Below are 23,936 nucleotides of genomic sequence, written 5' to 3' on the forward strand. Positions count from 1 at the left end.
ATTCGCAACTGAAAACAAAACCAGCTGTTAAAATAAGATTCTTTTTATTCATCAATTGGTAATTTTATTTCAAATACTGTTTTTTCCTCACTACTATATGCACTTATCTTACCATTATGTAATTCTATAATACTCTTTGTTATTGCAAGCCCTAATCCTGATCCTGATACTTTACTATTTCTAGACTTCTCTACTCTATAGAATCTATCAAATATATATGGTAAATCCATATCTGAAATTGACTGTCCATAATTTATTACTTTAATAACAGCCATGTTTCCTTCTATTTTAGAAGTTATGTCAACATAGTGACCATCTTTACCATATTTAATTGCATTTGTTAGCAAGTTTTCAAATACCCTAACCAGTTTTTCTGAATCAGCATTTACTATTATATTTTCATCATAGAAATATAGCCTTGGTTCCATATTAGCCTTCTCAAACTGATAATTTAAATAAGCTGTTACCTGTCCTATTAGTTCTCCTAAATTTATTTTTGATTTTTTTATATCTATGTTACTATTTTTCATCTTTGTAAGTTCAAATAAATCATTTATAAGTAAGTTTAATCTTTTTGCTTTTTCATATACTATGTCTATATAATACATAAGTTCAACTTCATCTCTATATTTACCTGATTCCATCACTTCCAAATATCCAATTATAGAGGTAAGAGGTGTTCTTAAATCATGTGAAACATTAGTTATTAAATCATTCTTTGTTTGTTGAGCTCTCTTCTCTTCAATTGTTCTTTCCTTAAGTTGACTAGAAATACTGTTTATATTATCAGCTAAGTTCTTTGTGTAGTTATTTGGCTTAATATCTATAACATGCTCCAAATCACCACTAGCCATTATTTTTGTTTCTTCTATTACTATACCTAGATCGCTCATTTTTCTATGAGTTAAAATCCAATAATACATTAAAAATAAAGGTATTATTATAAATAAATAACTTATTGTTCCTAAGCTTTCATATCTGATTACATTCCAAAGTCTCCAAATAAGATTAACAATTCCTATAGAGGCATAATCGTATAAAAGCATTAATGTCTTTTTAATTACTACAATCGTAATATATGTCAACAATGATGAAATAGCTATATCTAATACAGATAAAAACCAGTATTTATTAATATTTTTATTTCTCAATTTTATATCCAACTCCCCATACAGTATGAATTATTTTATTTCCTTCCATACTCTTATCTAATTTATCTCTCAATCTACTCATATGAACCATCACAGTGTTATTGGATTGATAATATTTTTCCTTCCAAACTTTCTCAAATATTTCTTCACCACTAAAAACTCTTCCTCTATTTGTAGCCAATAAATATAATATTTCAAATTCTCTAGCTGTTAAATTAACTTCCTTGTCTTCCACTGTTACTCTATGCTTCTTTTTATCTATTACTAAAGATTCAATTGTTATGACACTTTCAGAGTTATCTATTTTTTCGTTTAAATAATATGCCCTTCTCATCAAAGCTCTAATTCTAACAGTTAATTCTAAATGATTAAAAGGCTTGCAAAGATAATCATCTGCTCCAGTCATTATCCCCTGAATTCTATCCATATCCTCAACTTTAGCACTTAACATTAATATTGGCATATTATAGTTTTCTCTTACTCTTCTACAAAACTCTAACCCATCCATTTTAGGCATCATCACATCTAAGACTATTAAGTGAATTTTTGTATCCTCTAAAATTTTTAATGCTTCCTCACCATTCTCTGCCTTAAAAACATTATATCCCTCAACCTTTAAGTTTATTTCTAACAAGTCCCTTATTTCTTTTTCATCGTCTACTACTAAAATATTATTTTTCATCCTTCTCTCCACCATTCTAAAATCTTTTTATATGTTTTTTTCTTTATTCTACACTATATTTTAAACTAGTGTTTATTTTTAGATATAACCATAAGACCCTCTTAATAAGAGGGAATATATTAAAATCAACATCCAACAAAAATAGAGCCTTATTTTTATTACTTAACTCCCAAATATTCTTCTAGAGTTATTCCTTTATAATATATTTCCTTAGCTACTTCCTTTCCTACATATCTAACATGCCAAGGTTCATATGCTATTCCTGTTATATCTTCTTTACCATGCGGATATCTAATTATGAAGCCGTATTTATAGCAATTTTTGGCAAGCCAATCAGCTTCATCTGTTCCTTTCACAAAATATTTACTTCTATTTGTTATGTCAATACATAATCCTGTTTGATGCTCACTAAATCCAGGCTTTGCTACATATTCTTCTGCTTTTTTTCTCCCAACAGCTCTTATCCTATTATTATAAACTTCTTTTTGTGATTTATAAGATCTATATGCTGAATTTCCTATAAGCTCTATACCCTCTTCTTTTGCATCATTAACCATATTTTCTAAAGGTTGTACAATTTCATAGGCAACCTGTTTTTCCTCACGATCAGAATCCTTAGTAAATTCTATATCAGGTATAGTTAGTTGTTCTGGTTTATAGTTTCCAATTCCATAATCCTCATTAACTAAAATTATATCCTTATTTTTATAACTCTTCACTTTTTTATTTTCTATACTATCTAAGTCATTATTTTTTATAAAATATAGAAAACCACAAATTATTAACATTATTATTGATATTCCTTTTATTACTCGTCCCATTTCATCTACTCCTTAAAATAATATATTCTTATTTTAAAAAGCAAACTTTACGATACTTATAAAAAAAGCTTACAAAATCTTAAGTTTTTAAATACAACCTAATTTATTATTTTAATCCCATAATTTTTCAAACAACCATAAAGCAAAACTCACCTAAAACATAGCCAATCTTAAAATAAAAGCTACAATTACTAATATCACATAAACTTTCCTATATACTGTAAATTAGCTTATTAAGTAAGATATAATTTCTAAAAACTAAAAACACTACATCTCCAATAAAAGATATAGTGTTTAATTTATTTAGCTTATTCAATATCATATTCGTCCTTATTTAGTTCTTCTTCAATTTTCTTCTGTTTTTTAATATTTAAATAGTATAAAAGAAATGAGGCACTACCAAAAAAAATTATACAAGCTAAAAATAAAATCAAAAGAATTTGTATATCAGTAATACCAGCTAATACAACAAGAAGTACAGTAGAAATAAGGCTTGAAATAACACTGTCCTTGATGATTTTTTTCTTAGTTATATTATTTGAAGAATAAGCATTGTTTCCTAAGAACAAATTGCGAATTTCAACATAAAATGCTGAACCTACAACACCTATAAGTTCAACTATAATTTGAGAAAGCGGAGCATTAAAAAAGAATTTTTGCACTAACAGGGATATCAATAAAAAATAAATTAATAATTGAAATGTATCACTTTGTACTTTTCTCTTTTGCATTAAAACCCTTTCATCTAGATTCTCTAAACTTTTCATTACATTTCCTCCCAAAATAAATCATTTAATGTTTTTCCTAATACCCTGCATATTGCAACGCACAGATTTAAAGATGGATTATAATTTCCTGCCTCTATTAGTCCTATGGTTTGTCTTGTTACACCAACTGCTTTTGCTAAATCTTCTTGCTTCATGTCACATTCAATACGGGCTATTTTCATTCTTTTATTTTTCATATATATCCTCCTTATATTATATATATATGATATATAGTATGATAAATATTACTGAATGTTACTTATATATTGCATTTTTCTATATTTTATAATTTGACTCTGTTTTAGGTGAATGTTGATTTTTAGCTAGCTCTTCAGACCTGACTTAATTTCTCAAAGTATTGCTATCATATATTCCAGAATAATAGCTAGTAGTCTTTAAAAGCTCATTAAATAAAAAAAGTCGTCAATTAAGAATAGATAGACCAATTAGCCTATCTATTTTCATTCTCTTAAAACTTTTACTTTTTCTATGCCTAATCCAGTTTTAACTGCTATAGTTTCATCACCTAAAATTATCTTATAACTTTTCTCATATATAACATACCTTCATTTTTAGGTCCATATATATCTGGTATTATCCCTACTGGAACAAATCCATTTTTACCATAGAAGGCAATCACATCATGATCTCCTGCATATGTATGCATATACATACAATAAATATTTTGCTCCTTAGCATAATTTTCAGCATAATTTAATAACTTTGAACCATATCCTTTATTTCTAACTTCTTTATTTATACCCATTTCTATAACTTCACAACTATTATATCCATTATTTATTCCTTGTGGGGGTTTATCTATTAATATAGTAATAATGCCTAAAATCTCATTATTATCATTAAATGCTCCAAAAAACTCAGCTCCACTATAATAAAATCTATCTATCTTCTTTTTCAACCAATTCATATGCTCTTCATTTTCTGTGCTGAAAAGAGAATATTCAACCTCACCAATAAGCTCATAAAAACTTTCTATTTCACTCTGCAAAACTTTTCTTATTTTCATAAAACCCTTTCTCCTTATCCCTTTTATAAGTCTTTCTATTAACAATGCTCATTTCTTCAAAATATTTAACCTTAAAATCTTTAGGTGTATAGTGTAATGACATAATATACTGTTTACATAAATCAAAGTCATTCTCGCTACCCATCAATAATAACATCACCCCATTTTTAAAGACAACCTGATACTTAATTCATAAACAAAAATGAGCCACCTATTCAATAATTTTAATCTTATAAACCTTCTCTAATTGAGCTGGTTCAGTTTCTAAGACTTGCCCATCATAAGTAACTTCAACTTCTTGCCATAATTGTAAATCCTCAAAGTTTAGTTTTTCATTATTTGAATTCAATATTTTAGTGTTACTATCTACCTTAAAGTGGAAGCTTCCTCTGTGATTAATATCATTCTCTGGAATTCCTTTCACTATAAGACTACTCTCCTTTATAGCGGCTATCTTACAATAAAAACTCACTTCTTTCTCTAGTTCTGCTATCTTCTTAAAACCTATAATTCCTAATGACAAAACTAATAATACTAAAGCACCAATTCCAAATTTCCATATATTTTTCACAGATCTTTTTCCCCCTTTTTATATATTATCTCTAACCCCTAAATTTAAATTAATTATAACAAAACCGCCCTTTGGAAACAATTTACATTCTATAAAACTTACTTAAATATATTACTTTCAATAAAGTTACATTCAGTTGAAGTTTTAAAAATTATTCTATGGTAAGATTTTAATAATATAAGACTCTTTAATTTATATTTAGGTTTAAATAATTATCTCTATTCTAGTTCCCTTACCTAACTTGCTTTCTATGGTTATATCCCAGCCATGAGCCTTTACTACATTGTAAACTATGGCCATTCCTAGGCCTGAGCCTTTATGTAAGTAAGATGTATTGGTTCCTCTATAATATTTGTTAAATATGTTTTCTAAATCCTCTTCACTTATTCCCTTACCATTATCTTTTATGATGATGTGTGTTTTCTCTGCCTTTAATACTTCTACATCTATCTTAACATCTTCATCATTATGAATAAGCGCATTGTATATAATGTTGTTTATTAGTCTCTTTAAAAGTTTTATATCAAAAGTTTCATCTATGACGTCTTTATTACTTTCAAAGGTTATTTCTCTCTCTGAATATATGGAGTCATTCAATATACTTATTATCGATTTCTTTATTTCTGTTACTAAATTAGCTTTCTGCATATTTAGTATTCTTTTATCATCTTTTAAATAAACAGTTAGATTCAAATCATCTACAAGCTGTTTTATGTATTCTGACTTTTGATTTATTACAAATCCATATTGCTTTATCTCATCCTCAGTAAAATCAGAATAGCTCTCTAAAAGTTCTGCATATCCCTTAATAGAAGATAAAGGTGTTTTTATATCATGAGTTATGTTTGATATCCACTCATTTCTCATGACTTCAATCTTTTTTCTTTCAACTTCATTCTGTTTTAATTTGTTAGCTAGGTTATTGAGTTTTACTTTAACATCTTTATAAAGTCCATCCTCTTCATATAGAATTTCATACTTGCCATCTTCAAGATTCTCTACTCCCTTTATTACTTCCTTCATTGGCTCTGTAACCTTTTTTGAGAACCTAACTCCAAAAGAAATTGCAACAATAAATTCTAAAATAGGCATACCTATTAACACTTCTAGCAATGCATAGTCTAAGTTTGATTGCATTAATATTAAGAAAATACCAACAACATTTATTATGGTTACTATTAAAACTATAAGTATGGTCATAATGCTATATTGAATGGTTATATTAGATTTCATAATTACTCATCCCTAACGCTTAATTTATATCCTAAGCCCTTTACATTTATAATATATTTAGGTTTTGAAGGATTGTCTTCTAACTTTTCTCTTAGCTTTCTTATATGTACCATTATGGTATTATCAAAACCTACAAAATCTTCTCCCCACACTTTATCGCAAAACTGTTCTTTGCTTATTATATGGTTTAAGTTTTTAGCCATATATAAAAACATTTTATACTCTTTAGGTTTAAGATCAATTACCTTTCCATTTTTCATGACCTCAACCTTTTGTTGATCTATCTTAAATGGTCCAAACTCTAATATAGGGTCTTCTTTCTTTACTTTATCCATGATTATGTTTTTCTTTAAGTTTATTTTAACTCTTAAAGCAACCTCTTTTGGACTGAAGGGCTTTGTTATATAATCATCTGCTCCAATGGATAAGCCTAGTACTCTATCTATTTCCTCAGTTTTAGCTGATAAGAAAAGAATCGGTATATTAGACTTTTGTCTTATTTCCCTACATACTTCATATCCTTCCTTATCAGGCAACATTATATCTAGTATTACTATATCTGGTCTTAAATCGTTAAATAATCTAAGACCACTTTCTCCATCTAGAGCTGTGTATATATTTTTAAAACCTTCCTTTTTTAAAACTGTTTTTAAAATATTTAATATTTCTTCCTCATCATCTATTATTAATATTCTCTTCTCCTTTATTAATGTCTCCATTAAAAATTCCTTCTTTCTAGAAATTTAATATAAATATAAGTTTAGTTTTTTGTTAAATTAACTATTTTTTCTCCTTGTTTTAATAACTCATTATAGTTATTTTCATCTTCTATGCTCTTAATAGTTTTTTCATTTACATCCTTGTCAGTTATATTAAAATATTTTTTTAATATTTCGTATTGAGTTTCTCCTGGATTATCCTTACTATCTTCTATCTGACTCTTCCAGTTTATATTTAACTCATCCATTAGAAGACCAAGAGCTGCGCCTACCTCATACCTCATAGGCCTCTTTAAGAACTCTGGTGATTCTGCCTCTCCATTTGCTATATAATTAAAAGCATGAATAAATGAAACATGATATGGTGCTTCTTTATTTGCAAGCACAGTCAATTTTCCACCAGTTAATTTACTATACTCATATTCCATATACCTAGCAGTACCCTCTATAGCTTCAGTATTAGTTTCATTCTTTAATTGAGGCCATTTTTCATATCTATATGTACGTATTATTGTCCAATCTTTTAAATATTTTTCTATATCTTCTTTATTATTTGTTTCTAAAGCTTTATCTAACAATGAGAACTCAACACCAATTAAAGCGTAATTTCCCTTATTATTAGGATAATTTTCTATGTATTCCCCATCATTTTTATCATACTCCCAATTCTCTTGTTTGTAAGTATGGAATGATTCATGTAATAAAAATGAAGAAAAGTCAAAGTATAAATCAGGATTCTCAATCATTTTTGGATTGTATTTAAAATAAAATACTTTTTGCCCTTTTATATCTATTTCTCCAAAGTTACCTGGCATAAAAGATTTAAATAATTGTGGATTTAAGCTACTTATTCTATAAATCTTAGGTAAATCTAAGTCTTTTGGCATTGTAACTTCTTTAGAAAAAATCCCCTCTTTCATTCCCTCTACATTAATAGCATAGGCATACTTTCTAAGAATCCCCTTATCTTTATAGGTTCTTATTAGAATTAATGGCATTTTCTCAAAATCATAATCAGGCCATAATTGATCTCCATTCTTATGAAATTCTTTGTATATATCTGATAGTTTATTAAACATTTCCTTATCTACTGAATTAAAATTATTATAGTTTGTATTATAGAATTTATTAATTAAAATATTTCCTGAAACAATACATAATAGTAAAATCACCAGTGAAATAATTATGATTTTTCCTTTTGATTTTAAAATATTCAAACCATCCTCTCCTTTTTCTTATGTATACTTGTATATTTAAAACTATACTACTAAAACTAAAAGAAGCTATGTTCTAAGCCATAACTAATTTTTAGATAAATTTGCATATAACTAGCTAAAAATCAATATTCTTTTAAAGCAATTTTTTAAAAATATATATGTTTATCATAATCCCTAATACAATTAACAAGAATAGAATTAAGTAACATAAATTAAGTATGTCTAAATTATTACTTAATAATATTATATTACCTTTATAGGTGCCTATAAACATTTGTGGACTTCTAAATAAATCTATAAAATTAATATTTTTTAGAATATTTAATATTCCCTCTGGTAAAAACCTAAGTTCTGATAATACTTTAAATAGTATTAAGACTACTGTTGCACCAGCTATTGAACTAACTGAATTCTTACTAAGAAAAGAACACATACTAGTAAATAAAGCTAATATTATATACAATCCTAATATTGTCATCACAGTAAGAGCTAAATATTGATTTATCGTGAAACTACCTTTTAATAAAAGTGGATTATCTGCTATTCTATAAGCTTGTAGATATCCCATATTAGAAAATCCATACTGCATAGCTGTTATTACCCCAATAACCACTATATATGTAACGTATATAAAGGTTGGAATTATTAATGATAACCCCAATTTTGAATATAGTGCATTGTATCTTTTTTTAGAGGATAATAATATACTATCTACATTTGACTCTCTCTCCTCAACATATATCTTTGAAAATATTATGAAAATTATAATACACATTGAAATGTTTAATAACGCATTAGAAATTCTAAAATAAAACATCCTATAAAACTCAAGATCTTTATATTCCTCTCCACTGTCCTTTTGTAATTTATCATAAGCCATTTCAGATAAATCCTTAGTATCCTTATCTAAATCATCATTATCTTTTAAAATACTAATTCCACTTAGGCTTTTAACATTCATATAATGACTTTTTTTCTCTTCCTCATAATTAACATGAGGATTCAAAAAAGTCATTGCTACAACATTGAAAATTAATATTGCTAAGATAGCCAAAAATGATCTATCCTTATAAATTTTTTTAAATTCCCACTTTAACATATGTTTCCTCTCTTATATGTAATTATATTTTCTCTTTAAGCTAGTTTCTACTCTTTGTAAAACTTCTAAGGGTCAATCTATAAAATAGAATTCCAAAAGCTAATGAAACAAGGATGAAAAATATATCTGCACTTATTGGTGCCCCATATCTTATAAGTTGACAACTGAACATTCCATATAAAGGAGTAAATAATATCATTTTTTGTGAGAAAAATTGAGATATACCATATATGTTACCTAAGAAAGGAATACCCATTATTAACCCACCTAATAAAAAAGGTTTTACAGCAGACTTACTTATGCTAGATAAAAACAAACCAATTTGAGCAAATAAAAAACTTCCTAGTATAAATGTTAAACACATTATCATTACCATTCCTAATACAGTTATATTAGAACCACTATTTCCAAAGTACCAAATCTCCTTTATAGGCATATTTATCCCTTGAAAACCTACTAAAATAAGAGCTTTTATAGTCATAGTTAGCAATATAGAAATACTTATTAAACTTGCAATTATGGTGTTAGCTATGCTCTTTGCTAATACTACTTTTTTATAACTCTTTGTTGTTTTGATCACTGAATCTATATTAAACCTATATTCCATAATGTAGCTTTCTGAAAATACCATAAACATTAATATTCCTATTAATGGAGCCATTAAATATATTTTTTGAAATATACTTGAATAATTATCACTTACAGTAACTCCGCCTGTAACTTGGTACACCAAAAACAATGTTGCTGCCCACATTATTAATAATCGCTTCTTTGTTATTATTTTCTTTAACTCTAAACTTAAAATTTTCCCCATTTTTTCCTCCACTTTAACTTTCAATCATAAATTTCATGTGCTTTTTATTAGGCTCTGTTTTAAATGATTATTGATTTCTATCTATACCTTTAGACCTAATTTTAATATTTAATTAAAACTAAGCTTAATGTGATATGTATTCTACTATCCATCTACTATACAAATGAAATGAATAAACTTAATGTTCCACATACTAACATAGCTAGTAAAACTACTAAAATAATTGCCACCTTAGAATTCTTCAAAATATCATCTCCTTATAACTTTTATATCTACTAGTAAATCACTCTATTTGGCATCCTCTAACTCAAAATATTCAATATACACATCTTCAAAAGTAGGCTCTTCCTCTATTAAACCCTCTATATCTGGTTTGAAATGGCTTATAAACCTAACTTTTATATAGTTTACTCCCCTTTGTATATTAACCACCTTGTATTTCTTCTGAATTATTTTTATCTCCTCTTCATCCTTTAATTTCTTACTAAATACATTTCCTCTCATCTTTTCTAACAATTCTTCACTAGTTGCCTTTAAACGTACCTTCCCATTTTTTATCATTATTATCTCTTTTGAAATCTGCTCTATATCTGAAATTATGTGAGTTGATAATATTACTATGGCTTCTTTTCCTAGGTTAGATATTAAATTTCTAAACCTATTTCTCTCCTGTGGATCTAAGCCAGCAGTTGGTTCATCTAAAACCAATATCTTAGGATCATTAAGCAAAGCCTGTGCTATTCCAACTCTTCTCTTCATACCACCTGATAGTTTGGACATCTTTCTATTTTTAACTTCATATAACCCGACTAAATTTAATAGCTCCTTAATCTTTATTTTGCTATCCTTAACATCCTTTAAGGCTGCTATATACTCCATGAACTCAATTATCTTAAAATTTTCATAGGCATCAAAATCTTGTGGTAAGTATCCTATTAAGTCTCTATACTCATCCCCTAATGACTCTATATTCTTGCCATTATATAAAATTTCGCCACTTGTAGGCTTTGTAAGAGTAACTATCTGTTTCATCAATGTTGTCTTTCCAGCACCATTGGCTCCTAACAAACCATATACCCCACAATTAAGTACTAAGTTTATATCCTCATTTGCAACTTTTTCTTTATAAACCTTTCTAAGCTTAATTATCTCTAACTTGCTCATCTAAATTCTCCTTTTATTTAAATTTAATCTTCTTAATCAAACTGACAATTTATATACTAAGGGGCTAACCTTATCTATTAATAACCTCAACCTTAACTAAACCTTAAAATTAAGTCTCTGCTTTAAACCAATGTTAATTTTAGATAGAACTGTAAGACCATCTTAATAAGCTAGTTAGAGTATTCAATAAAAATTCTCTTCGAAATTAAGTAGGTCTGAAAGGCTCTCTGAAATCAACACTCACTTAAAGCAGAGCCTTAATGAAGTTTTTAAATTCAAACAAAAAAATAGGTTTGATACCTTTTTAGATATCAAACCTATCGTTATTAAATAAAATTAGAAATCAAATGTTCCAAACTTTCCGCTTTCAAAGTCATTATATGCTTTATCTATTTCTTCCTCAGTATTCATTACAAAAGGTCCATAAGATACAACTGGTTCATTTAAAGGTTCTCCACTTAACACTAAGCATAAAGAAGTTTCAGTTATTGATTCTATCTTTATATCTCCATCTACATTATCAAAAAGAATAAAATCATTTTCTTCAAATGTTTTATTATCATTAATCCTTACTTTGCCACCAATAACTAACATACCAGTATTAAAGTTGCTAGGTTCTGATAGTGTTACTGTTCCAAAGTTCTTTAAATCAACATTATATAGATTTATTGGAGAGAAAGTACTAGCTGGTCCTTTAACACCTTTAACTTCACCTGCTATGATTTTTATTTCTCCAAAGTCATCAGGAATCTTATATATTCCCATATCATCTTTTATTATTGATTGATACTTCGCATGAGTCATCTTATCTTTTTTTGGTAGATTAACCCAAAGTTGAACCATATGTAATACTCCACCTGTTTTTGAGAACTCATCTTCATGATATTCTTTATGTAATACACCTGAACCTGCAGTCATCCATTGAACATCTCCTGGCCCTATGATTCCATGATTTCCTTTATTGTCATGGTGTTCAACTTTTCCTGCATATGCTATTGTTACAGTTTCAAAGCCTCTATGTGGGTGAGCTCCTACTCCTAACCTAACTTTTGAAGGTTCAAAATAATAAGGTGGGTTATAATCTAATAATATGAATGGTGAAAATCTTATAAGTAAATTTTCTCCTTGTGGAAAATATTGAGTTACTCTAAAGCCATCTCCAACCATATGAAAATCAGGACCTCTAAAAGCTTTTTCTATTGTTCTAAACTTATCCATACTAAAACTTCCCTTCTATTTTTAACTTATTGCATTTAAGTATACGCTTATCTATTTTAGCTCTCAAATTAGCAATATTTTGAATTTTATATTTTTTTATTTAATATTTTAAGAAATATAAAATTCCAAATAAAAGAAAAGTTGAAAAAAATATTTTTATGAATAAATTATTTCTATTTTATTAATAATATATTAACTATGTTATTTTTACTTAATATACTTCTTGCATATTTAATATTATTACTTCAAAATCTATGTATTTAATATAATAATAAAATCTTTCTTACCATATCTACACTTTTGGTTTTTAAAGAATTAATTAGCTCATTAAGTATTATCAAATCTGGATTTTTAATTATTTTCACCAAATAAAAAACGCCTAATATTTAAGCGAATACTCTTATATTTTACTATTTATTTATAAGCTTAGATTTGAAATATAATACTTTTAGAAATTACGGTTTTAAGTTATTATATTTAAGTTTCTTAAACTTGTAATATCTAATGGTTTTGAAAAATAATATCCCTGAATATAAATTTTTTCATAAAGAAATGTCTTTATTATGTCAACCTGATATTTCTCCTCTACTCCTTCAATTACAATAGATTTATTTGATAATTTACAAATCTCTAATATAAAATCAATTACTTTAATGCTGATTATGGAGTCATTCAAGCCATCAACAAAGAACTTGTCCAATTTAATAATGTTGGAATCTATTTTCTTTAATAAATCTAAATTAGAATATTCCACCCCAAAATCATCAATGGCAATAAGAATACCATTTTCTTTTAAAAACTTCATATTTTCTTGTATTTTCTCTATTTTCTCTATTTCCTCTACTCCAAACTTTTCTACAATTTCTAAACAAATAGTGTTTTCTTTTACTTTCTTTTCCTTAACTATTTTTATTATTTCATTTAAAAAGTCCAAATCTTCTATTTCTTTAAATGATACATTTAGTGAGATATAAAAGTTTTCTTTATCAACAAAATCGTATTTTTTTATAATATCATAATCTGAAATTACCCTTTTAAGTATCCACAATGTTACCTCTTGCATCATATTGCTTTCTTCAATATCTTTCAGAAAATGATATGGAGTTAATACTTCTCCATTTTTTATTAACCGTAATAAAGCTTCAAATCCCCTGACCTTTTCAGATTTAAAATCCACTATAGGTTGATAATAAAGAGTATAATTATCTTTTTTCAAATCATTCGTAATCTTTTTTTGTTTAGTTATTATTATTATTTTCTGACCCATTTTTTTAACGGAAATTATAAGTATAAGTAAAATAGATATGCTAATTAATATATTTTTAGTATTATTAAAAAAGTCACTAAAATATTTATAATATATATTATTATTTCTGTTTGATTTGTAATCTGTTGTTTTAAGAACTTTATTGATTTCACTTATTAATTCTTTATCATTCTTTTTAGCTACAATATATGTTGGTCCAGCTGAAAATCCAAAAATACTCCTAATATTTTTTCCCATATCTTTTATGTCGCTCTCTGAATTTCCTACGATAAAATCTACTTTATTTTCAATTAACAGAGATTCTGCTGCCTTATAAGATGAAATGTTAACTAATTCAACATTTATGTTTTTGTTCTTTAAGTATTTTAAAACCCACTCATTATTTGTTTCACCCTCTATATAACCCATTTTTAAACCATTTAAGGCTTTAATATTTCCATACTTTATGTTTTTATTTGTATATATAACGTACCGTTCCTCATCTATACAATCATCTGAAAATTCATAAAGCTTCTCTCTTTCTGGTGTTTTATTTATTCCAAAAACTAAATCAATTTCTCTATTTTCTAGCTGTTTTAGTGACTCTGAAATACTACAATTAACATATTCAAAGTTAAAATCTAATTTTTCAGAAAGTGATTTGACCAAATCATTATACTCCCCACATACCTTTGAATCCTTGTTAATATAAAAATATGGATAATAATCATAAAATCCTATTTTTATCATCCTTTTATTATCTTCTTTTTTTGATATTGGCATATTGTAAAAAACAAACACCATAAGAAAAACTAAGATAACTACTAATATAAAACTCTTTCTTTTTTTCATAAAATTTTCCTCCAATGCCTAGCAACTATTTTAACAAATCATTTTATATTTTACAATTTATTTGAAAACATCCCTAAAAAACTATATTTAGAAAAAATGGGTTAAATATGCTACTCCTAGAAAACAAGTCCTCTAAAGCAATTCTAAATATATTTTAAGGAGATTTTTCTACAATAGCTCTTAATTTAAAATAGATATAATAAAAATGGAACTATTATACTAGAAAGTATTTTATAGTTCCATCTTCTTCATATATATTACTATTTAAAATTTTAATCTATATTTTAAACTTTTATTTATTATCTCTATCTATTGCTGGCTGTTTGTCATAGTAATATCTTCAAAGAAATTAAGCATTCTTCCTGTAAAGAAAACATCATTTGGATATCCATAGGTATTAACAGCTTGAAGTTTAACAAATTTAGCTTCTGTTGGTTGGTTTAAATCCAACACCTTAAGATTATAGTCGTTTTTTAAGTTCCTTACTTCACCTGATTTTTTCCATTGTACTCCATCCATACTTGTATAAATATCTACATTTTTTAATATTCCATTAGTGCCACTTGGTTTATACTCTATAGAAGTAATATATCTTGCTTTATCAAACTCTACTGAATAATACTTATCTTTCTCTCCAGCCCATGTATTATGCCATCCAGTATTTAAGTTTCCATCTATAATATTTGAAGCAGCAGCATCTCCATTATTTTGTTGAGATGAATACTTGTAAAGTGATACATTTTTAAGTTGAACATACTTTCTTGTGTCTGGTTGGTTATCCTCAGTAAAGCTATACTCTACTGGCTCACTTTGCATCTTTGTTCCTGAAGCAATATATCTTACAAGAACTTTCTTATTTCCAAGTATTCTAGTATTTTCAATATCATAGTTATTCCATGTGTTACCACCATCTTCACTATATTCTAAATTACCATTGAACCCTCTAAATTGATTTTCAAGGTCATTAACATATAACTTCTTAGGTGCTTCATATTGAGTTATGTCAATTGTATAAATTTCTGAAGTTCCAACAAGTGAAATTTGAATGTCTTGCTCTTTATTTAATTTTTGAAGTTCTTCTTCGCCTAAAGTTACTTCCTTTGCATCAGTTTCCTTTTTAGTTTTCCAGCTATCTAAGCTGTATTCCCATCTTATTGTTGAATTTGAATACACATCATTAATTTTTATTTTACCTGCATTTTCTCCATCAAATGAAAATGTTGCAAGATCTATTTTATTTTGTCCTAAAAGATGGTTTGCCATGGTTTTACATGCATTAGGTTGAACAGTATCACTTTCTGTAGCCAATGTAGCTTTCTTAAGTGTTTTTGTCTTAAGCATATCAAAAATAACTTTATCTGAATCATCAGTTACATTGTTTTCTATAAGTTTCATAACATCTACAAATGGTAACGGATGAAACGCAAGTCCATCTGCCACTCTTTGAGAAAGTTTTAAATAGTCACTACTTGTTTTATTTCCTGAAACTTTGTATGCATTGATAAGCCCCACAAGAGAATCAAGATTATAATTTTGAACTTCAAGAGCTTTGTTATAAATCTCTATCTGTTTCTCCGGACTATTTTTATATACATCAGCAAGATAATTATAATATGAAGCTTGTATTAAATTATCATAATCATCAAGAGCCTTCTGAGCTAAAAGTATATAGCTTACTGAATAATATGAATCCCAGTCTTTTGAACCCCATCCTAAAGGTAATCTTTCACCTTTCTCAGATTGTACCCATCCTGAAATATCATTCTTTATACTCCATATTCCTTGTCCTTGAGAATTTTGGCTATAAGTTAAAGTAGCTGCATGACCAGGTTGTCCTAAAACAGCTGCTGGCATTCCAAAAACTTGAGAAAGATTTGCATAAGTCTTAGCTAAACCTCCACATACTGATCCTTCTTCAAATACCATCCATAATTTATTGATACCTTTTGTTCCATAGCCAGTTAATCCATCTATGTTATACTTATTATTCCATTCATCAAATTTAGATTGATCATAATATTTATCTCTACTATAATTAAACCCTGATGTATATCTTATATATGTATAAGCATCTAAATAATTTTTCCCTTGATTCTTTTTAGTTAATGCATGGTTTACTAACCAATTTATTTCTTCATCATCAATTTTGTTATCCATTACCCATCTCATAAGCTCAACCGGTAAATTTTTAAACAATTCAACATTTCCACCTTGAGCCATTAACCCATTGTTATAAAGATCTTTATATATTTCATATCTTGTACATGGATCTGAAACCTCAGCATTACCTGTCCAAAGTCTTATATCTTTTGCATGGCTAATTGATGTAGAAATAGCCATCTTTAAATATAAATTTCCATTTGTAGAATCATTAAAATCATCCTTATGTTTTTCATAAATATCTGCTAAGGCTTTAATTGAATTGGTATAACTTCCTCCCCCTTCAATCTCTCCTCCAGTAACATACATTTTAATAGCTATTTTATTATTTATAATCCAACTAATTGTATCTTCATATTTTTTGCCTAATTTTGCAACAGATTGAAGAGTATTAAACCCAACTCTATTTACAAAAGTTCTTTGAAGTAATACGTTTTCATATTCTCCCGTAATAGGTGAATTGATTTCATATTTACTTTTAATAATCTCATCATATTGTTCAACCTTTTTAATTCCAGCTAGATATTCACTACTAACATCATAATTTTCTTTCATAATTCTTGGTGATCCATAAACCGCATGATCATTACCATTAGTTCCATTATCATTTGCATAAAGTTTTAAATATTTAAATCCTTTAATATTAACATCAATAAATGCTGCATTTTTATTTCCTTTGAGAACCTCTGTTGTACTTAAATCCTTCCACTCTTTACCGTCATTAGAAACAGAAACTGTAACTTTTATTCCATTTCCTCTATCCCATTGAGCTCTATCAATACCTACATATGTAGTAAATCTAGAATAATCATTAGAATACTTAGAAATATCATATACAAGATTTGAAGTTGCATGTGCTCCTATCCCCTTGTCAAATTGAAGAGCTTCACTATCAACATTTAATGTTATTTTACCACCATCAATGTTTTGGTTCATTTTTATACTTCCCCATGAAGTATTAGACATATTTTTTATATACTCTAAATCTGATAAGAATATATAATTCTCATTATTTTTTTCCTGTGCTTGCACACTAGTTATTTCACTGTTATTCTCACTTGCTAGTACTACTACACCTTGAGAAGATAAAGAAGTTAAAAAACAAATAGTTAAAATACTACAAATAATTTTTTTCTTTTTCATATTGTCCCCCTATTAACATTAATTTCACTTTATTATATACATTTATTTATAAAAATTTAATATATTTTGTATAACTGGTCATTTTTCATGCAAAACTGGAATTAAATCTAAAATATTGAACTATATCAAAAAAAATCTTTATATCTAAAAACTTCCTTGTTTTAAATTGTCTAATTATAAGTATGAAAAAATATAAATCCTCTTATTTTTTAATTTGGGTTATGTTTTAATCTGACATAAATACCCTCTTTTTAATAATATTTATTTTAAATAAATATTAATATGCTAACATAAAAAGTTCAATATTAAATTTTCTTGTCCTTACCTTTTAAAGAGTAAAAAAAGATTATAGTCATAATACATACTATAAATTCAGTTATTACAAATGAAAACCATACTCCATTCATCTTAAATATGCTACTAAGTATAAAAACAATTGGTACAAGAAGTAAACAACTTCTTAAAATAGATACAATCATTGCTTCTTTTGCATTTGATGTGGCACTAAAAAAAGCTGCTGAAATAATATTTATACCTGCAAATATATAACCTATGAAATATATTTGCATTCCTACTGATGCTAAAATAGCAAGTTGATCATTATTTTCACTGTTAAACATAGATATAATTATATTTTTATTAAAAAATATGACTATATAAATAAGAACTGAAGCAATTATGGAAGTAATAACTGTATATTTTAGAATCAAATTCACAGATAGCATATCTTTTTTACTATAATATTTACTCGCTAATGGTTGCATTCCCTGAGATATTCCCACAAAAATTGCTGTAGCAATAAGTGCTACATTAGCTACTATTCCATATGCTGCCACACCAACATTTCCTTCTATCTTCAATATGATTAGATTAAATGTAATTAAAGCTATTGCAGATGCAAGCTCTCCAACAAATGAAGAAAAACCTAAGGAAATTATTCTTAATACTCTTGAAAAATGAATTTTACATTTTACGAGATGAAAACTTTGCTTTTTAGAAATAAAATGTGAAGATAAAATACATAAACTTATAATAGGAGAAAGTCCTGTTGCAAGAGCTGCTCCAAAAATCCCCATAGAAAGTGGAAACATAAATATATAATCTAAAATAATATTAGAAAAACTGCTTACAAGCATTGCAATCATTGATAGTTTAGGATTTTTATCATTACGAATAAAAGCAAGCAAAATATTATTCAAAATGAAAAAAGGTGAAAAACTTAAAAGTGTAGTTAAGTAGACCTGAGTAAGCGGTAAGGTTGTTTCATCAGCTCCAAGCAATATTCCTAATTGTTTAGTAAAAAATATAGCCACTACAACAAATATAAGTGATGCCACTGCTCCCATAACAATAGCATGTGTAAAAGATTTATTATTTGAATTACTCTTCTCTTGTTTGCTAATTGAAAAATCAGTTGCACCACCAATTCCTATCATAAGTCCTACACCCTGTAAAATAGAAAATATTGAAATTGAAAAATTCAGTGCAGCAATACCAACAGTTCCAAGAGCTTCTGCAACGAAAAATGTATCAGCTAAAATATAACAGGAAAGCCCTATCATTCCCATAACATTTAAGCTTACATACTTCATAAACTTTAACTTTAATTCCTTCATAATTACCTCCTAAAAATAAAAAGGTATCAGAGTATTCCTTCTCAGACCTACTGGAATACTTTGATACCTTAACATTCACCCGGTGGCGAATAATAACCATATTAAATTAATTTATTAGATTATACCATATCTTAAAGTTTATTGCAAATTTATGGAAAATAAAACCTCTATAATATCTCTTTATCAAAGATATTTATGTACTATATCTTTTTAAAAGTATTAATTGTACTGATATGAAGATTCTTCTCTTACTTTTATTGATAATAATATTTTAGAAACTAAAAATAACACTGGTAATTCTATCAATGGACCTATTATGAGAGCCAAGGATATTAAAGGTTTATCTGGAAATGCTGCAACAGCAATTGATAATGCTACTGGAGAGTTCCTAGCAAGAATAGTTAAACTTAAAGAAACACTATCTTGGTAGTTAAGTTTAATAGCTCTTTCTACTAATCTTCCAAATAAAAAGTTAATTATAAAGAACAATAATACTGGTACCAATAATATTAATAATATCTGATAGTTTTCAAGTAATACTTTTCCTTGTGAAGCAAACATTCCTATAATAGCTATGTTTAGAAAGTATCCTTGATAATCACAAGCCTTTGAAACTACTTTGTTCTCAAAGTTATCATTACCTACTTTTTTTATAATAAATTTTCTAGCCACAATTGAGAATAATAATGGAAGCATTAAGCTAAAGATTACTCCTTTGCCTAAGCTTAGAGCATCTATCTCCACGCTAGTTCCCCCTATTAATAATATGTATACTGGTAATAAAAGCAATTGTAATATTATGTTTAAAGGAAGAATAGAAGATCCTAAAGGAACATTCCCCTTAGCAATTCCAGTAAAGATTAAGTACCAATCTGTACAAGGAGTCACCATAAGCATAATAAATCCTATTAAAAGTTCTGGGTAATTACTTAAAAATAATCTACCTAAAATAAATATTATTATTGGAGTCCATACAAAATTTATAAGAACTGCAGTTGATGTAAATTTTATATTCTTAAAGGAACTCCCTATCTCTTTTAAAGGAATTTGTATAAATACTAAAAATAGCATTATTGTTAATGATGGCATTATTAAATATTCTGAATAAGTTTGTACCACATTTATTTGCCCTAGTAAAATTCCTAATAAAACCATGGCAAAAATAACAAGACTTTGAAACTTATTTACCTCTTCTATCATATTCACCTCTTTCTAATTGAAAATGTATATCACCTAAAGAATTATATCATACAATTCTATAAATAATAAACAATTTCAATATAAAGTGATTATCATTTGTAATAAATAGATTTTTAGCATTAATATGAACTCTATGTCCTTTCAATAACTCTTCACATGATAAATCTATAAAAGAAAAGTATAATCGCTTTTAACTTATCTAATAACTTCTGTATATTTATACCTATATACTGCTCTTTGAAGTCTTGTTTCTATTCAGTTTTTATAATAATTTGAAATTGTTGTATAATTAGGTAATAATTCAACAACTAATTATTCCTACAAAATAATTTTTAAGGAGATAAAATAATGATAGATAGACATTTTACAGTTTCAGTATTTATAGTATGTAAAGATAAGGTGTTGTTACATTTACATAAAAAAGCTAAAAAAATACTTCCTTTAGGTGGACATATAGAGTTGAATGAGCTTCCAGAAGAGGCATGTATTCGTGAATCAAAAGAAGAAGCAGGATTAAAAATAAATTTGTATAATCCCATAGATATAGCACTAAAAAAATCATGTGACTTATCAGGAGAAAAGCTACTAATAAATCCTATGCACACAATTTTTGGTGATGTAAATACTAATCATTCACATATAGACTTTGTTTATTATGCAACTACCAACTCTTTTAAAACATGCCCTGAAATTGAAGAATCTAAAATACTTAAATGGTACAATAAAGAAGAGCTAAATAATTCAACTAACATACAAGCGAATATTTTAACTATGGCCAATGAAGCCTTGGAGTTGTTAGGTGAAAAATAATTTAATGACTATTTCTTAAATGAATATTGATATATAAATATAATAAAAGTGGACAAATGAATGAAAATAGAGTAATAAATTTCAATATTATTACTCTATTTATATTTATTTAGTTACACTATAATATTATTATTTTAATTTCATATGCAGTATAGAGAATGGATTTCCCTGTTCGTCTAACTCAGATTTTTTAAAGACTTTAAACCTCATATATTTATAAAAGCCTACTGCTTGTGGATTTTGCTCATTTACATCTACATAATTTACATTTAACTCTTTTATTGCATATTCTACAAGTCTTTTTCCAACTCCGTTTCCTCTACTTTCATTACTTACAAATAACATTTCAATTTTAAAATCATATATCCCCATAAAAGCTTTTATAATACCATTTTTGTCTCTTACACATAAAAGTCTACTAACATATTTAGCACCTTCTATAACTTGAGGTTTTATTGAGATTATATCTTCTTTACTTAAAAAGTCATGTGTTGCTCTTACTGATGATTCCCATGTATCTAGTATTTATTCCATATCCTTATTATTAATACTGTTTAAATCTTCAATTTTTATCACTTAACAATTCCTCCTAAGTAAGTATTCTCCTTAATATTATATATTAAATAAAATTTGAAAAGATAACACTTACCTTCTTTATTAATTATATTATAATATCATAAATTAAATTCTAAAACTAAATGTCCACTAAAACAGATGTTTTTGTGAACACTTTAAATAGTAAAATAACATTACTGGTAAATTCTTATTTTTTAGTTTATTCTATATTATTTTAATTTATCTAACTTCTAAACTTATTATCACTTTATATATGACATGTCGCTCATTCGCTTAATAAATCTTTTTCCATCAACTGTTTCTTGCATAAAAGTAACTCCACCAGCTAACCCAAATATTTCACTTCTATTAAGCATTTCAATATTCATTCCTAACCACATTGTATTAAATACGCTAAGTAGATCTCCATGGGAAACGATAATTATATTCTCATGTTCATTTGTCATTAACTTATTAAAAAAAGGTAATAACCTATTCCACTCATCTCTTCTACTTTCTGCATCGGAAAACATTTTATCATCAATAGATTTTTCTTGTGTTTCAATATTTTCTTTCAACCACTGTACTGATTTCCCAACACATTTTCCAAGATTTCTTTCTCTTAACTCAGTAACAAAAATCGGTTCAACCTCTAAATGCTTGCCTATAATTTTTGCTGTATTCTTAGCTCTTAATAAATCAGAAGAATATATTACATACTTTTTATTTGCTAACTCTTTTGATAGATTTCTTCCAATATTATTTGCTTGTTGTATTCCTAGCTCTGATAAATCCCAATCAGTCCAAGATCCAACCATTCCATTAGTGTGATGTATAGACTGTGTATGTTGGATAGTTATTATATTTTTCATTTACTACTCTCCCAAATTTATTTAAAGTTGTCCTATTCAGACTCTATATCTAAGTTCTACTTTTATTAAGTATAAATCACTACTTTCCTAATACTATATCCTTTTAATTAATCATATCAAAAAAGCATATTGGAAACAATTAACACAAGGTAAAACTTACTTGGAATAAATACTTTTAATAAAGTTTACATGAAGTTGAAATTTCAAAAAGTATCTTTATGGTAAAATTTTAGTATAAGTATATGGATTAGTAGGGAATTATCTAAGCTCTAACACAATACTTATAAATAACATGAATAAATATTTTAATAACTTTAGAATTAATAAATTCTTATACAGAAGATTTTATCTTTTAACTTAAAATTATATATAAAAAGGAGACTTTCTATGGGTATTGAAAATAATAATAATATTCTTAACATTGTAAACTTAAAAGATGGTAAAAATTTAATATTGAGAAAACCATTAGAAGATGATGCTGAAAACATAATTAAGTATCTTAATACTGTAGGTGGAGAAAGTAATAATCTACTTTTTGGTAAGGGGGAGTTTCATTTTACAGTGGAACAGGAAAAAGCTTATATTGAAGAAATAAATCAAAGTTCTAATTCTCTTATGTTACTAGGAACTATTAATGATGAAATAGTAAGTATATCTCAAATAAGTACCTCTAATAGAAAAAGAATATGCCATAATAGTGAAATAGCAATATCAGTTAGAAAAGACTATTGGAATATTGGAGTTGGAAGTGCTGTTATGGAGGAACTTATAAGATTTGCTAAAGATAAGAAATCAATTAAGACTATTAGCCTTGGTGTTAGAGAATCTAACAATAATGCCATTAAACTATATGAGAAATATGGCTTTAAGAAAATAGGTGTTCATGAGAATTATTTTAACATTGATGGTGTTTATTATGATGAAATATTAATGGATTTATCTCTTTAGAATCAAATGTTTGATAATAAAAGGGAGCTGTGTCAAAACTTCAATATAAAA

At 26.9% G+C, this 23,936-nt stretch carries 23 protein-coding genes; 2 read left to right on the forward strand and 21 right to left on the reverse strand.

Translation table 11 applies throughout. From position 1 onward, the window contains the following. Nucleotides 1-44: 44 nt before the first annotated feature. The 19 genes from OIF33_RS07980 to OIF33_RS08070 all read right to left on the reverse strand — a co-directional run bounded on the left by OIF33_RS07980 (nt 45) and on the right by OIF33_RS08070 (nt 20,700). On the reverse strand, nt 45-1,151 hold the full coding sequence (locus OIF33_RS07980; protein ID WP_322503702.1) for a HAMP domain-containing sensor histidine kinase: 1,107 nt from the start codon (nt 1,149-1,151) through the stop codon (nt 45-47). Next, nucleotides 1,141-1,833, reverse strand: a complete 693-nt coding sequence (locus OIF33_RS07985; RefSeq protein WP_322503703.1) for a response regulator transcription factor — start codon at nt 1,831-1,833, stop codon at nt 1,141-1,143. The genes OIF33_RS07980 and OIF33_RS07985 overlap by 11 nt, the downstream gene beginning before the upstream one ends. 158 nt (nt 1,834-1,991) lie before the next feature. After that, complete coding sequence (locus tag OIF33_RS07990; protein ID WP_322503704.1) at nt 1,992-2,654, reverse strand: M15 family metallopeptidase; 663 nt, start codon at nt 2,652-2,654, stop codon at nt 1,992-1,994. A gap of 308 nt (nt 2,655-2,962) precedes the next feature. Continuing rightward, nucleotides 2,963-3,421: a DUF6773 family protein gene (locus OIF33_RS07995; protein WP_322503705.1), complete on the reverse strand. Its 459-nt coding sequence runs from the start codon at nt 3,419-3,421 to the stop codon at nt 2,963-2,965. Beyond that, nucleotides 3,421-3,618: a helix-turn-helix transcriptional regulator gene (locus tag OIF33_RS08000; protein WP_322503706.1), complete on the reverse strand. Its 198-nt coding sequence runs from the start codon at nt 3,616-3,618 to the stop codon at nt 3,421-3,423. Before OIF33_RS08000 ends, OIF33_RS07995 begins: the two co-directional genes overlap by 1 nt. 335 nt (nt 3,619-3,953) lie before the next feature. After that, nucleotides 3,954-4,448 (reverse strand): GNAT family N-acetyltransferase, encoded by a 495-nt coding sequence (locus tag OIF33_RS08005; RefSeq protein ID WP_322503707.1) that lies wholly within the window; start codon nt 4,446-4,448, stop codon nt 3,954-3,956. Next, nucleotides 4,420-4,596: a hypothetical protein gene (locus OIF33_RS08010; RefSeq protein WP_322503708.1), complete on the reverse strand. Its 177-nt coding sequence runs from the start codon at nt 4,594-4,596 to the stop codon at nt 4,420-4,422. The genes OIF33_RS08005 and OIF33_RS08010 overlap by 29 nt, the downstream gene beginning before the upstream one ends. 63 nt (nt 4,597-4,659) lie before the next feature. Further along, complete coding sequence (locus OIF33_RS08015) at nt 4,660-5,019, reverse strand: hypothetical protein (protein ID WP_322503709.1); 360 nt, start codon at nt 5,017-5,019, stop codon at nt 4,660-4,662. A 204-nt stretch (nt 5,020-5,223) separates the two neighbouring features. Continuing rightward, entirely contained in the window at nt 5,224-6,252 is a 1,029-nt protein-coding gene (locus OIF33_RS08020; RefSeq protein ID WP_322503710.1) for a HAMP domain-containing sensor histidine kinase, read from the reverse strand. Between the two features lie 2 nt (nt 6,253-6,254). Beyond that, complete coding sequence (locus tag OIF33_RS08025; protein ID WP_322503711.1) at nt 6,255-6,971, reverse strand: response regulator transcription factor; 717 nt, start codon at nt 6,969-6,971, stop codon at nt 6,255-6,257. A 41-nt stretch (nt 6,972-7,012) separates the two neighbouring features. Beyond that, nucleotides 7,013-8,188 carry a hypothetical protein gene (locus tag OIF33_RS08030; RefSeq protein WP_322503712.1) on the reverse strand — a complete coding sequence of 392 codons (1,176 nt, stop codon included), beginning with the start codon at nt 8,186-8,188 and terminating at the stop codon, nt 7,013-7,015. 133 nt (nt 8,189-8,321) lie between these two features. Further along, nucleotides 8,322-9,287, reverse strand: coding sequence for a hypothetical protein (locus OIF33_RS08035; protein WP_322503713.1), 966 nt, complete (start codon nt 9,285-9,287; stop codon nt 8,322-8,324). A gap of 40 nt (nt 9,288-9,327) precedes the next feature. Further along, nucleotides 9,328-10,101 carry a hypothetical protein gene (locus tag OIF33_RS08040; protein ID WP_322503714.1) on the reverse strand — a complete coding sequence of 258 codons (774 nt, stop codon included), beginning with the start codon at nt 10,099-10,101 and terminating at the stop codon, nt 9,328-9,330. Between the two features lie 288 nt (nt 10,102-10,389). Next, nucleotides 10,390-11,265, reverse strand: a complete 876-nt coding sequence (locus tag OIF33_RS08045; protein WP_322503715.1) for an ABC transporter ATP-binding protein — start codon at nt 11,263-11,265, stop codon at nt 10,390-10,392. 336 nt (nt 11,266-11,601) lie between these two features. Then, on the reverse strand, nt 11,602-12,483 hold the full coding sequence (locus OIF33_RS08050) for a pirin family protein (protein WP_322503716.1): 882 nt from the start codon (nt 12,481-12,483) through the stop codon (nt 11,602-11,604). 463 nt (nt 12,484-12,946) lie between these two features. Further along, nucleotides 12,947-14,581 carry an EAL domain-containing protein gene (locus OIF33_RS08055; protein ID WP_322503717.1) on the reverse strand — a complete coding sequence of 545 codons (1,635 nt, stop codon included), beginning with the start codon at nt 14,579-14,581 and terminating at the stop codon, nt 12,947-12,949. Nucleotides 14,582-14,890: 309 nt separating this feature from the next. Beyond that, on the reverse strand, nt 14,891-17,884 hold the full coding sequence (locus tag OIF33_RS08060) for an NPCBM/NEW2 domain-containing protein (protein ID WP_322503718.1): 2,994 nt from the start codon (nt 17,882-17,884) through the stop codon (nt 14,891-14,893). Between the two features lie 305 nt (nt 17,885-18,189). Then, the gene (locus OIF33_RS08065; protein ID WP_322503719.1) at nt 18,190-19,500 is read right to left on the reverse strand and encodes an MATE family efflux transporter; all 1,311 of its coding nucleotides are present in this window, start codon (nt 19,498-19,500) and stop codon (nt 18,190-18,192) included. Nucleotides 19,501-19,719: 219 nt separating this feature from the next. Then, nucleotides 19,720-20,700: a bile acid:sodium symporter gene (locus OIF33_RS08070; RefSeq protein ID WP_322503720.1), complete on the reverse strand. Its 981-nt coding sequence runs from the start codon at nt 20,698-20,700 to the stop codon at nt 19,720-19,722. Nucleotides 20,701-21,048: 348 nt separating this feature from the next. Here OIF33_RS08070 and OIF33_RS08075 point away from each other — a divergent pair, with 348 nt between their 5' ends. Beyond that, on the forward strand, nt 21,049-21,510 hold the full coding sequence (locus OIF33_RS08075; protein ID WP_322503721.1) for an NUDIX hydrolase: 462 nt from the start codon (nt 21,049-21,051) through the stop codon (nt 21,508-21,510). A 129-nt stretch (nt 21,511-21,639) separates the two neighbouring features. On the opposite strand, the gene OIF33_RS08080 is transcribed toward OIF33_RS08075, so the two are convergent. Further along, the gene (locus OIF33_RS08080; RefSeq protein WP_322503832.1) at nt 21,640-22,035 is read right to left on the reverse strand and encodes a GNAT family N-acetyltransferase; all 396 of its coding nucleotides are present in this window, start codon (nt 22,033-22,035) and stop codon (nt 21,640-21,642) included. A gap of 293 nt (nt 22,036-22,328) precedes the next feature. Next, a complete protein-coding gene (locus OIF33_RS08085) occupies nt 22,329-22,937 on the reverse strand; it encodes a histidine phosphatase family protein (RefSeq protein ID WP_322503722.1) in 609 nt (202 codons plus the stop codon). Nucleotides 22,938-23,324: 387 nt separating this feature from the next. Between OIF33_RS08085 and OIF33_RS08090 the strand changes: the two genes are divergently transcribed. After that, entirely contained in the window at nt 23,325-23,885 is a 561-nt protein-coding gene (locus tag OIF33_RS08090; protein ID WP_322503723.1) for a GNAT family protein, read from the forward strand. Nucleotides 23,886-23,936 lie beyond the last annotated feature (51 nt).

Origin of the sequence: Clostridium sp. LIBA-8841 (assembly GCF_034439435.1) — a bacterium.
Taxonomy (GTDB): domain Bacteria; phylum Bacillota; class Clostridia; order Clostridiales; family Clostridiaceae; genus Sarcina.